This window comes from Pseudomonas sp. SG20052, from assembly GCF_031766055.1.
GTDB classification, from domain to species: domain Bacteria; phylum Pseudomonadota; class Gammaproteobacteria; order Pseudomonadales; family Pseudomonadaceae; genus Aquipseudomonas; species Aquipseudomonas mandelii.
In genome coordinates, this window is record NZ_CP134498.1 from 3,644,177 (window position 1) to 3,656,730 (window position 12,554).

Consider the following 12,554-nt stretch of genomic DNA (forward strand, 5'->3'; position numbering starts at 1 on the left):
TTAAACAGCCTGAAACAGTTAATGTTCACGACCATCAACCGGCACTAACACCCTTCATTCAGGGCTCTGGAACGGGGGTAAGAGCTGAAGCTTTTTAGCCGGTAGGCCAATATCCAGGCTACCCACCGTTTCAGTACCCCTCCCTCTATTCGAATTTCCCGAGCAGTCCTGCCATCGCTTGATACCATTCAGCACACTTGTATGAAGCTTTAATGTCTGGAAGGTCTTTTTGTGAACGTTATCCGTCACTGGTTACGACAACCCTATGCGCGCCTCGTCGCGCTGATCGGATTGGTCCTGATCTTGCCTCTATGCCTGCGTGCGGCACTGGGTTGGTCGAGTCCACTCGGCTACCTTTCAGATCTGGGAATTGCCAGTCTTCTCATCGTCACCCTGCAGCGTCGTCCCTGGTGGTTAGCGCTGCCGGTGTTGCTGGTTTGGGGAATTATGACGTTGGCGACTGCTGAACTCGTCAGCGCGGTCGGGAGGTTTCCAAACGCCACAGACCTGCAGTACTTGATTGACCCTCAATTTTTGGAAAACTCTAGCGGCGGTGGTTTCGCCCAGCCATGGCTGGCAGCCACCCTGTGCTTTGGACTGGCGATCTGGTTGATCACGCAGTGGATGGGCCGCTCCAAACCTATTCCGGCCTTACCACGTAGCGTGTGGGCAGCACCGTTGCTGCTGTTGATCGGCCACTGGGGCGCCCAGCACCTCTACCCCACCGACGAAGACCCTTGGCGCTTGTTCAACCTCCCGCATCAGTTATTGTCCGCGAGCGTTGGAGACGTTCAGTCAAGTGCTGAAGAATGGTTGGCAGGTGATGTTGTCGATGTCCCTCCAGAAATGGCGGGACTCACCCAACTCGATCTGGAAGGACAGAAACTGCTCGCCGCTCCCGGGCGGGCGCGGAATGTGTTGATCATCGCGCTGGAAGGTATTCCCGGCGCCTACGTGGGTGTTAATCGAGAAGCCTTGCACAGCAGCTACCAGGAAAATCTCATGCCCAATCTCAGTCGATGGGCAGAGCGCGGCATGAATACGCCGGACTACGTCCTTCACAGCCACCAAACCATTCGCGGTCTGTATGCAATGCTGTGTGGCGATTACGACAAACTGGACAACGGCACGCCGAAGGGGGTGGAAATGTTGACCCAGAGCGAACGCAATCAAGCGTGCCTGCCAGCCCAGTTACACCAGAACGGATTCGCCACGCACTATCTCCAGGGTGCGGGCCTGCGTTTCATGGCAAAAGACAAAATCATGCCGCACATCGGTTTCGATTCCACTCATGGACTGGAATGGTTCACCAACAGCAACTACCTGGAATTCCCTTGGGGCAAGGACGACAAGGCCTTCTTCGAAGGAGCCCTTGAGTACGTTGGCCAGCTGAAAAAACAGAAAAAACCGTGGATGCTGACGCTACTGACCGTTGGCACCCACCAGCCCTATTCGGCTCCTGAAGACTACCTGGAGCGCTACGACACACCCAAGCAGGCCGCCGTCGGGTATCTGGATGATGCGCTTGGGCAATTCCTCAACGGCCTTGAACGTCAGGGAGTCTTGAAAGACACCCTGGTGGTGATCACCTCGGATGAATCCCACGGTATCGATGGAGTGCGCCTGGCGTCCTCTTGGGGCTTCAATCTAATGCTCGCGCCCGAGCAGGATCAGTTGCCCAAGGTGAAGTCCGGGGTTTACGGGCATGTCGATCTGAGTGCCTCGATACTCGACTATTTCGCCTTGCCCTTCCCCCCAGCCTTGACCGGTCGCTCCCTGTTTCGCGACTATGAAACGGGCCGCGAAATCATGTCGTTCACCAACGACAAGCTGCGCTATCACAATGGTCAGGGCACCTTGACCGAGTGTGACTTTCAACAGCGCTGCCGGAATTACGCCAGCCCAGGCTTCATCGCGGAACATGCGACCTTGACTGGTCAGTACGGAGGCAAGCGCGCCCGCCAAATCGCAGCCAGAGCGACGGCGCTGGATCATTCGCTGCTGCGCACACCCTTGAACCAGCACTACCAGTTCGGCAGTTCCGCCATCATCCCTCTTCAGACAGCGATCAAGGATGACTGGGCTGATAACCTCATTGGCGCGCAGTACCTGGAAATGCCAAAGGGCTCACTCACTCGCGTGCGTCTGACCGTGCGCTCGGTAGATCCACAACAGGATGCCTACATTCTGCTCAAGGCCAAGGAGCGGGAACAGGATGTCCCATTGGGCCTCCCCGCAGAAATGATTGTCACTGCGGATCAGCCATTGGAGATGCACTTCAGTTTCGACAATCCGCAGCCGCGCAAGGCGTTCTCTTTTCACTTGCTGGGCTACGGGTTGGGGGCCGTTGAGGTAAGTGACTTCAGTGTAATTACTGAGTTACCGGGGCAGGACGACCTACCCACGAATATCGACAAGGCAGAGGGCTAGTCGCGACCGATCAGGCAGGCGTATGAGGCGGCAGAGAGAATTGAATCACCGCTCCCCGGGGCTGATTCGAACTTGCCCATAATCGACCGCCATGCGCCTCTATGATCGAATGGCAGATTGACAGCCCCATGCCCAGCCCGGTCGCCTTGGTCGTATAGAAAGCGGTGAACACCCGCTCGGCTTCACCTGCAGCGAACCCTGGGCCGCTGTCGCTCACCTGCACCAGCACGCTGCCCTGCTCTTCCATCTCGGCGTTGATCTGTAACTGTCTCTCGCCGCCGTTGACGCTGCTCATTGCCTCTAAAGCGTTAAGAATCAAATTCAGCAACACCTGCTGCAGTTCTACACGATCGCCGTGTACTAACGGCAAATCTTGCGCGATGCCTGTATGCACCGAAGCACCGTTACTGATTGCCTGACTGCGAGTGAATTCGACCATTTCGCCGATGATTTTCGCGATGTCTACGGGTCCCTTTTGTGGCGGGGCCTTGCGGATATGCCCCCGGATCCGATCCAGAACCTCGGCCGCGCGATGAGCATCCTTAATCACGTTGTCGAGTACCTGTTTTATCTCGCCAAGATTAGGTGGCTGGGCGCCCATCCAACGCAGCGCAGCGTGAGCCCCCATAACGGTGGCGGCAATAGGCTGGCTGACTTCATGGGCTATCGAAGCTGCCAGTTGGCCCATCGTCGCGACACGGTTAGCGTGCGCCAACTCCACTTGGACATTGCGATAACGCTGTTCGCTTTGACGAGCGTTTTCTTGCGCCTGCTTACGCTCGGTCAGGTCAAGCACGAACGCGACACCCTCCTGGCTCCCTGAGTCGAACGTGGCCAAACCGATGATGATGGGCAGCAGGCTGCCATCCTTTTTGATGTACTCCTTCTCAAAAGGACGGGCACTCCCGGCCTGCAGCGCTTCTATCATTGTCTTTTCACTAACCTCACGATATTTCGGCGCTGTCAGGTCTCTCCATCTGACACGGCCTGAGACAATGTCTTCGCGTTCGTAACCGACCATCCGTAAAAACGCATCGTTGGCATCCGTGATTTCACCTTCGGTATTCCAGAAAATAATGCCAATGATATTCGAGTCTACGAGCCGCCGGATCTTGGCTTCGCGCTCCGCGACATCGCGATATAGATGGGCGTTCTCCAGAGAGATGGCGGCCTGGGAGGCGACCAGCTTCAGTACAGCAATGCGCGCAGGGCTGAATGCCCCTGCGGTCAAATTGTTTTCCAGGAACAGCGCGCCAATGAGTTTCGCCTGGTTCATCAACGGCAAGCAGAGAATGGAGCGGGCTCGATGTTTCTGGATGTAGGGGTCCGCGGCGTACAAGGGTTGGGTAATCGCGTCGTCAATGACAACGCTCTCTTGTGTGCGCAGCACATGGTAGAGGATCAATTCAGGCAGCAGCGACGCACTCACCGGCACATCACGCAGACGCAGGTGCGGCGAGTCATTGCCCGCAGTCGCCTCGGCGACTATTCGATGGTGACTACCATCTGTGCGCACCATCAGACCTCGCTCCGCGCCGGCTTGTTCGACGGCCGTCGACATGACCATATCGATGAGCTTTTCCAGAACGATTTCACCTGAGACGGCCTGCGACACTTTGAGCACGGTGGCAAGATCAAGCTGTTCGATGGGTGTGGCGATGGTCGTCGCCGGACCGAACGTGGATGCTTCCGCCCGCAGATACGTGTGCACCGCTTCAAGCTGCCGGACCTTGCCATCCGCGCCCCAGCGCAGATACCCATAATGGGCATCGCGCATATATACGCGGGCGATTTTGGCAAGACCGCGTGCGGCGTAGAAGCGCGAAGCGAGTTCATTGGCGAGTGCTCCGATATGGATAAACCCGCGATGTTGCGCCGAGTCGATTGCCTCTTCGTATAAATGCTCCGCATCCACCAGGCGGTTCTCAATCCGGGCAATTTCGGCGCCCACCAGCGCCTTGTGGCTGGCGAAATTCTCGGGACAAATGTCTGCCCAGGCCCGCAGTTTCTGGTGGTGTGCATTGAGAACAGTCAAATGCTGCTGTCGATCATCTGACGAGTTGCTGGCGCTTAGGCCCGCCCTCGCCAGCGCGTCATACAAGTAGTATTCGGCTTCCTCGAGAAAGGAGTGCGATACCTCGAGTAAAGGCTGCGCCAGTGCGGCGGCTTCAATGGCGGACGTAAAATCGCCGGCAAGATAGCGCGCTTGTAACTTGCGGATCCAGAAGCAACACGTCAACACCGGCGAGGTCTTGGAAACATGGTGCTCCGCGTCGCTCTCATTAAACTGCTCGCTGTCCAGGCAACCGAATACCGGTGTCAAACCACGCAACATCCGTATCAGTGCCAGCTGGTTTTCGATGAAGTCTATGACAAGGCCAAAGTGCACTTTCCTGGCATACGCGAGGCCTCGCTCGGCCTCACGTTGCAGATCGGGCAGCCGCTCGCCAGCGAACAGCAAGTTAGAGACGGTAATGTTGCAAGCAAACGCGCCAAATGAGTAATCGCCGACCCGGTTTGCAGCATCAAAAGCGCGATCCAGCAACGCGCGGCAACTGCGCACAGGATGTGCCCAGCGCGCGACAAAAAGTGAATAGGATAAGTACGTACGCGCCTCATAACGCTCAAGGTTTCTGCGCTCGACAAGTTCACAACCCAGCTGGCCAAATCGAAATCCCACTTGATAATCGCCAAACCGTTGCCCGGTGACGAGAGAGAGATTGGCGTAGGCCACGCATGAGGCATCGCCATTGCCGTACTCAAGGCTGAGATTGATCGCCTTGCAAATGGTCAGACAGGCAAGGTTCGTGTCCGTGTGCAAAGCCGGCGAGATCAACATGGTCAGCGCATGAAGTGTTGCGAGAGCGACAGCATCCTCCATCGGCGGCAGATCGATGATTTGTTCAACTGTTTTATTTCCAAGACTGGACCAGATGCCCTCGTATTCGCTCCGAGCCGCTTCGTCACTCGGGTGAGCGGACCACTCGATACCGACGTGACGTAGAAAGGACAGACAGACAGCCACCGCTTGATCACTGCGGTCGAGGAGTAGATTCACATTCATCCGCATGCACGCGACGCTACCCTGCTCGACGATCGTTAACGCGCGCTCCGAAAGTGCCTGTAGCCGCTGGTCCGCCACAAGCAACTGCCCGGTCAGGAATTCACATTCGGCCAGGTTCAACTCCAATTTGAGTTTCAGTTCATGCCGACGAAGCCAGCACGGGTCGTCCAACAACTGGGCGCCGGTGATGAAATATTTGAGCGCCAATTCATAGGCGGTCGAAGCATGGGAGCGCTGGCCGGCGATCAAGTTGAACCGGGCCAACTGCTCTCGTTCTTCCTGCTCGGTGATCAGCTGGGCGCCGCGATTGAGCTGGTTGACTATGTCGAAGATTACCTCTTCGTGCTGTTCCGCAGGCATTTCGCAAACTAGCAGCCGACCAATCTTCAGGTGGGCTTGCGAAAGCAGATGCGTGGGGATCAGTGAATAGGCGGCCTCATGAATTCGATCATGAGCGAACAGATAGACACCGTCCGAGCGCTCGATAAGCTCTTGGCGAATCGCTACCCATAACTCCCTGTGTAACTGCGCACGGGGAATCCCCATGACCGTCGCCAACGTCGAGATATCAACGACATTGCCGAGGCAGGCCATTTGCTGCAACGCCTGCAGCGTCGAGTGCGGCAGGCGGTTCAATCTGCCTGCCATCAGATCCACGACGTTGTCGGTGTAGCCCTTTGCGTGAATCCGATCGGTATCCCATTCCCACTGCCTGCGGTCATGGTCGAAGTTCAGCAGTTTCTCTTCGGCGAGCGCATGAAGAAACTGAATCACGAAGAAAGGATTGCCAGCGGTCTTATCGTGGACCAATTGAGCCAGCGGCTTGATCGGCGTCGGTTCGGTATGAAGCGCGTCGGTGATTAACTGCTCGATGTGCCCAATGGCAAGCGGCGTTAACGTTATCTCATCGATCGGGACCCCTGCACTCCTCATCGTTTGAAGCTTCTGCCTCAGAGGGTGATCTGCAGCGACTTCATTATTACGGTAGGCGCCAATCAGCATGAGGTGACGCAACGAAGAGCGTGTGAGCAAGTCCTCGATAAGGTCAAGTGTCGCCGTATCAAGCCACTGCAAATCGTCTAGAAACAGCACGAGGGGATGTTCCGCCCGGGCAAATACGCCAATAAATCGGCTAAATACCAACAGGAAACGACGCTGCGCTTGTTGCGGTTCCAGGTCTGGAACCATGGGCTGTTCGCCAATAATGAGTTTCAGCTCAGGCATCAGGTCAGTCATGAGCCGCCCGTTGAGATCGAGTGCCTCAAGCAGTGCCGTGCGCCAGCCATCCAGCTCCGCGTCGCTCTTACCCAGAAGCGTGCGGACCAGTCCCTGAAATGCTTGCACGAGTGTTGAATAAGGGATGTCACGTTTGTACTGGTCGAACTTGCCAGAAGCCAGCAGTCCTCTCAACGGCACCAATGCCTTATGCAATTCATTGACGACAGAGGACTTGCCCATCCCGGAATAACCGGAGACCAGCACCAACCCTGTCCCGTCACTTTGAACTATCCGCCCGAAAGCGGAGACCAGGTCTTCAACGGCGCTCTCGCGCCCGTACAGTTTCTCGGAAATCACCAGCCGGTGAGACCTGCCGTGTTCATCCAGCGTAAATGGGCTGATATGTCCTTGCTGCTGCCACTCGGACCAGCAGCGCCGCAAGTCATGCTCGACGCCGGCAGCCGTCTGATAACGCTCCTCGGCCGTCTTGGCGAGTAACTTCATGATAATCCGTGAAATCGACTCCGGGACGGTGCCAACTCGCTCACTCGGTGGCATCGGCTTCCTGGCAATATGGCAATGCACCCATTCCATAGGGTCAGAGGCCGTAAATGGCAGCACACCGGTCAACATCTGATAAAGGGTCACCCCCAACGAATAAAGATCGCTGCGCGAATCGATCGAGCGATTCATCCTGCCGGTCTGTTCAGGTGCCATGTAGGCAAGCGTACCGGCGATGGTCTCGGGCGCCTGCCGTTCCCGTGGCAAACGCGAAGCAAGCCCGAAGCCGGTGAACCGGGCCTCACCGTCCGGGCAATTGACGAATATATGCGTGGGCTTGATATCTTTATGGACGAGTCCGCTCAGGTGAAACTTGTTCAGCACAACGGCGATGCTGATCGCAAGACGCAAGAACGTTGCCGTCTCGACAGGACCAATGAGCAGCTTCGCCAGCGGCTCTCCTCCCGGGTCTTCAAACAACAAAACTGTGCGGCCACCTTCGCTCACGAGTTCGATGGGACGCACTGCCCATTCGTCTTTGAGCTCATCCTTCAGGCCGAACTCGTGAGCAAGGCGATCCAGGGTAGCGAGCGATGGTTGCTCCAAGGTGGGTCGTGCAACCAGCACCTTTTCACGGCCAAATTTGCCGGAGCGCTGTCCCCGGCTCAAGACACGCTCACCGTCGTCCCACAATACCTGCATGCTTTCGCCTATCAACGCCCTATCCTCAATGTCCTAACCGACAGCCCTGCTACACCGCCGGCAAAGCGCCAGCCTCCTGATATGGAACACCACATCGCCTACAGATGGGTGTCCTGCATCGCCTTTTTTTGTCGCCTAAGCTAATGTCCAGAATGTCGGCCCTACGCTGCCGAACGATAGTAACGTAAAGCATTTGCTCGATGAGCGGCCCCCATAAAGATTCGGCGCTCCTATCGCCTCATTGAACCATGACAATTCACAGCGCTTGTATAATTTCGCCATACAAAGGCACTGCGCACAATTGCAGCTATCACCTTCGTTACCGAAGCGCTTAGACAAGCCGAGTAAATCATTCTTAGGTGTTACCTGGTCATACTAAGAGGTTAGTCAGGCATCCGATCGTAGAAGCCATTAAATGCTATTTTCAGCGGACAATAAATTCGTTCCGTGGAGGAATGTCTTAGCCCATATTTTTGCATTGGAGAAAACGCTATGAAATTTCTGTCCATGCTATTGGCTATTGTTGCGATAGCGAATTTTGGATTCGCTGGTCCGCCTAGCTGGATTGCGAAAGACACTGTGTTTTCGGGCCCTGACACGCGCGCCAGCACTAATGCGAAGGACATATCTTCGAAAGCTCCGGTTGCATCCGACACTGCAGGTAACGTCGGATCGATTGGTTTTGCATACGATAAAACGGATCGCCTTGGCTTGAATCGTCGTGTGTCTGATATTACCAAGCGCAGTGATATCAATCGCAAATCATAGAAAAGAACAGAACGCTATAGCGCCAATGCAACCGCGCAAATAATGCAACACACAGTTGTAAACTTCTACGTCCGCGCCGCCATGGCCAATAAATGCCTTGGTTGCTTATTTTACTTATATCTACAGGCACTTTAATGATCCGTTTTTTTCTAGCGACAACCGCCTTCATAGTGTCATTCAGTTGCTCGGCAGGGTTGCGAATTACTTCACCTGACCATGCCTGTACAGTGCTCAGCGATACTCGACTGCGCGCGAATACATGGTCAACCAGCGCGGATGGGACGGAAGGTTGTTCGAGTCCTGTACGGGATGTCAGCGTCGACAGTACTAGCGGCAATACTATTAGATTTGTTGCTCAAGGCGCCGACCACATACCTGAACATCTCAGTCTGATCATCGATATCGCGTCGCCCTCTCTCGCCGATGATGCCAAGCGTGAAATGATCAAAGCCACCAAGCGCCTCTCGGTGAGAGCGCTGGGCTTATCAATACCGCATAAGATTGACGAATCGATACTGAAAGGCGAGAACGTGCAACTTGAAGTGGGCAGTGGCGTCGTGACGATCACCCGTACTAACCGGGCCCAGGGGGCGTATCAGTTGACGTTGACCATGCGATAAACGCCGGATAACAACGCTGAAATCACCGAAGCCGATTAAACACGACACGCCGCTAACCCTTAGCGCATTCACGCCAAGCGTTAATATTGTAAGAGAGTGTTTCCGAAGGCGGCACCCTCTTACAGACAAGATTTCTAACTACATTCAGTCATCGCCTTTCAAATCGCGGTTTTCTGCCTAGACTTGCTCTTGTCCGCCGTGCGCATGCTTTTCAGAGCATGGAATCGCACGAAAAACTAAAACAAGAGGAATTCCCCCCATGTTCAAACCCATGTGGAAAGCACTCGCCTGCGCCCTTGCCCTTGGCACCATGAGCACGGTCATGGCTGCTGATCCGGTGATTATAAAATTCTCCCACGTCGTTGCAGAGCAGACTCCCAAAGGCCAAGGGGCCCTGCTGTTCAAGAAACTGGTGGAAGAACGCTTGCCCGGCAAGGTCAAAGTAGAGGTCTACCCCAACTCTTCGTTGTTTGGCGATGGCAAAGAGATGGAAGCCTTACTGCTCGGGGACGTACAGATGATTGCACCGTCGCTGGCCAAGTTCGAGCACTACACCAAGACCGTTCAACTGTTCGACCTGCCTTTCCTGTTTGATGACATCTCCGCCGTTGACCGCTTTCAGCTGAGCCCGCAGGGCCAGGGACTGCTCAAGTCCATGGAAGACAAAAACATCACAGGACTGGCCTATTGGCACAACGGGATGAAACAACTGTCCGCGAACAAAGCGCTCCGAGTGCCGGGTGATGCCCGTGGGTTGAAGTTCCGGGTGCAGGCCTCTGCCGTGCTAGAGGAACAGTTCAAGGTCATACGCGCCAATCCACGCAAGATGAGCTTCGCCGAGGTTTATCAAGGCTTGCAGACCGGTGTTGTCAACGGAGCGGAGAATCCTTACTCGAACATCTACAGCCAGAAAATGCATGAAGTACAGAAGTACATCACCGAATCCAACCACGGTGTACTGGACTACATGCTGATCACCAACACCAAATTCTGGAATGGTTTATCGCCAGAGCTTCGTGGCGAGCTGGACAAGATCCTCGTCGAAGTCACCGCCCATGTGAACAAAGAGGCCGAGCAGCTGAATCAGAACGCCAAGCAGAGCATCATTGCGGCCAAGACCACCGAGATCATCATCCTGACGCCTGAACAGCGCGACCAATGGCGCGTTGCGATGAAGCCCGTGTGGAAGAAGTTCGAAGGCGATATCGGCGCCGAGCTGATCACCGCGGCTGAAGCTGCCAACCAGGCCCAATGATCGGTGGACGACAGGTGTTGCCGCCTTGGCAGCACCTGCCTGCCATCCGCTACAGGAGATGCCATCCATGAATGCTCTTCGGCGCATCTGGGAACACTTCGAGGAAGGCTTCATCGTCTTCCTTCTGGCGGCCATGACGTTGGTAACATTCGTCTACGTTGTCCTCAACAACCTCTACACCCTGTTCTACCGCCTCGCCGAGAGCTGGGAAGGCGCCAGCGAATCGCTGTTCGCCATCGGCGACGGCGTCATGGGTATGGCGCAAGCCATGACCTGGAGCACCTCACTGACCAAGGCCTTGTTCGGCTGGCTGATATTTTTCGGGCTGTCGTACGGCGTGCGCACCGCAGGCCATATCGGCGTCGACGCCTTGGTCAAGCTGGCCAGCAAACCGGTGCAACGGTTCATTGGCATCATCGCCTGCCTTTTCTGCCTGACTTATGCCGGGCTGCTCAGCATCGCCAGTTTTGGCTGGATCCAGACCCTGATGGTTGCCCAAATTGGCGCCGAAGACCTGGGCCAGTACGGGATCATGCAATGGCACATCGGGTTGATCGTCCCCGTAGGGTTCGCCTTGGTTTTCATCCGTTTCGCTGAAATTCTCGTGCGCATCCTGCAAAACAGGCAGACCGGCCTGGGCCTGGCTGATGAAGCCGCAGATGCGTTGAAGCTGACCGAACACGAGGATGACAAGTCATGACCATTGCCTTCCTCTTTGCCTCATTGTTCGTGCTGATGTTGATCGGCGTTCCCATTGCTATCTCCCTGGGGTTGGCAGGCTCACTGACCATCGTTTTTTTCAGCCCGGACTCGGTGCGCTCACTGGCGATCAAGTTGTTCGAAACGTCGGAGCACTACACGCTGCTGGCCATCCCGTTCTTTCTGCTCGCGGGAGCCTTCATGACCACCGGTGGCGTCGCTCGGCGGCTGATTGATTTTGCCAATGCCTGTGTCGGTCATATTCGTGGTGGTCTGGCTATCGCTGCCGTGTTGGCGTGCATGTTGTTCGCTGCCCTTTCAGGATCGAGCCCAGCCACTGTGGCGGCGGTGGGTTCAATTGCCATTGCCGGCATGGTCCGCTCCGGTTATCCGCAGGCCTTCGGCGCGGGGATCGTCTGTAACGCTGGGACGCTGGGCATCCTGATTCCACCCTCGATCGTCATGGTGGTCTACGCCGCCGCGACCGAAACGTCTGTCGGCAAACTGTTCATGGCGGGCGTGTTACCAGGCCTGCTGCTGGGGTTGGCGCTGATGGTGGCGATCTACATCGTCGCCGTGAAGAAAAAGCTGCCCGCCATGCCGCGCGCGACGTTCCGTGAATGGCTTGGCACGGCACGCAAGGCGATCTGGGGTCTACTGCTGATGTTCATCATCCTGGGAGGTATCTACTCCGGGATGTTTACCCCCACCGAAGCTGCGGCGGTGGCGGCCGTGTACTCGGCCTTCATCGCCTTGTTCGTCTACAAAGACCTGACGTTCCGCGAAACGCCAAAGGTCCTGCTGGACTCGGCCAAGCTGAGCATCATGCTGATGTTCATTATTGCCAACGCCATGCTCTTCGCGCACGTTTTGACCACTGAGCAGCTACCGCAACAGATCACCGCGTGGGTGATTGAAGCGGGGCTGACACCGGTGATGTTCCTGCTGGTGGTGAACATTGTGCTGTTGATTGCAGGGGCTTTTATGGAACCCTCGGCCATCATCCTGATCCTGGCACCGATCCTCTTCCCCATCGCCATGAAGCTAGGTATCGATCCGATTCACCTGGGCATCATTATGGTGGTGAATCTGGAGATCGGCTTGATCACGCCGCCCGTGGGTCTGAATCTGTTCGTGACCTCAGCTGTGACAGGTATGACTCTGCCGGAAACGATCAGAGCCGCCATGCCTTGGCTGATGATACTGCTCCTGTTCCTGATGCTGATTACCTACGTGCCTTGGATCTCCCTGGCTTTACCAAACTGGCTGGGCATGAGCTGATGCCTCCCCTGTCCGG

General features: G+C 55.9%; 7 protein-coding genes. 6 read left to right on the forward strand and 1 reads right to left on the reverse strand.

All coding sequences use genetic code 11. The features are described 5' to 3' along the window. The first annotated feature begins 231 nt into the window (after positions 1 to 231). Positions 232 to 2,430 (forward strand): LTA synthase family protein, encoded by a 2,199-nt coding sequence (locus tag RHP74_RS16750; protein WP_311095899.1) that lies wholly within the window; start codon positions 232 to 234, stop codon positions 2,428 to 2,430. Between the two features lie 10 nt (positions 2,431 to 2,440). Here RHP74_RS16750 and RHP74_RS16755 read toward each other — a convergent pair whose 3' ends face one another. Further along, positions 2,441 to 7,915: an AAA family ATPase gene (locus RHP74_RS16755; RefSeq protein WP_311095900.1), complete on the reverse strand. Its 5,475-nt coding sequence runs from the start codon at positions 7,913 to 7,915 to the stop codon at positions 2,441 to 2,443. Positions 7,916 to 8,407: 492 nt separating this feature from the next. Between RHP74_RS16755 and RHP74_RS16760 the strand changes: the two genes are divergently transcribed. The 5 genes from RHP74_RS16760 (at position 8,408) to dctM (ending at position 12,538) form a co-directional block, all read left to right on the forward strand. Further along, on the forward strand, positions 8,408 to 8,683 hold the full coding sequence (locus tag RHP74_RS16760) for a hypothetical protein (RefSeq protein ID WP_141213412.1): 276 nt from the start codon (positions 8,408 to 8,410) through the stop codon (positions 8,681 to 8,683). Positions 8,684 to 8,817: 134 nt separating this feature from the next. Then, positions 8,818 to 9,303, forward strand: coding sequence for a hypothetical protein (locus RHP74_RS16765; protein WP_145307823.1), 486 nt, complete (start codon positions 8,818 to 8,820; stop codon positions 9,301 to 9,303). Positions 9,304 to 9,562: 259 nt separating this feature from the next. Then, complete coding sequence (gene dctP, locus RHP74_RS16770; RefSeq protein ID WP_010460763.1) at positions 9,563 to 10,558, forward strand: C4-dicarboxylate TRAP substrate-binding protein DctP; 996 nt, start codon at positions 9,563 to 9,565, stop codon at positions 10,556 to 10,558. Positions 10,559 to 10,625: 67 nt separating this feature from the next. After that, positions 10,626 to 11,258 (forward strand): TRAP transporter small permease, encoded by a 633-nt coding sequence (locus tag RHP74_RS16775; protein ID WP_083376620.1) that lies wholly within the window; start codon positions 10,626 to 10,628, stop codon positions 11,256 to 11,258. Then, on the forward strand, positions 11,255 to 12,538 hold the full coding sequence (gene dctM, locus RHP74_RS16780) for a C4-dicarboxylate TRAP transporter large permease protein DctM (protein WP_145307827.1): 1,284 nt from the start codon (positions 11,255 to 11,257) through the stop codon (positions 12,536 to 12,538). Before RHP74_RS16775 ends, dctM begins: the two co-directional genes overlap by 4 nt. Positions 12,539 to 12,554 lie beyond the last annotated feature (16 nt).

What these genes read in the sequence shown, in the direction of transcription:
- RHP74_RS16755 (WP_311095900.1), bottom strand. Translation starts at nt 7,915, where the DNA reads ATGCAGGTATTGTGGGACGACGGTGAGCGTGTCTTGAGCCGGGGACAG.
- RHP74_RS16760 (WP_141213412.1), top strand. Translation starts at nt 8,408, where the DNA reads ATGAAATTTCTGTCCATGCTATTGGCTATTGTTGCGATAGCGAATTTT.
- RHP74_RS16765 (WP_145307823.1), top strand. Translation starts at nt 8,818, where the DNA reads ATGATCCGTTTTTTTCTAGCGACAACCGCCTTCATAGTGTCATTCAGT.
- dctP (WP_010460763.1), top strand. Translation starts at nt 9,563, where the DNA reads ATGTTCAAACCCATGTGGAAAGCACTCGCCTGCGCCCTTGCCCTTGGC.
- RHP74_RS16775 (WP_083376620.1), top strand. Translation starts at nt 10,626, where the DNA reads ATGAATGCTCTTCGGCGCATCTGGGAACACTTCGAGGAAGGCTTCATC.
- dctM (WP_145307827.1), top strand. Translation starts at nt 11,255, where the DNA reads ATGACCATTGCCTTCCTCTTTGCCTCATTGTTCGTGCTGATGTTGATC.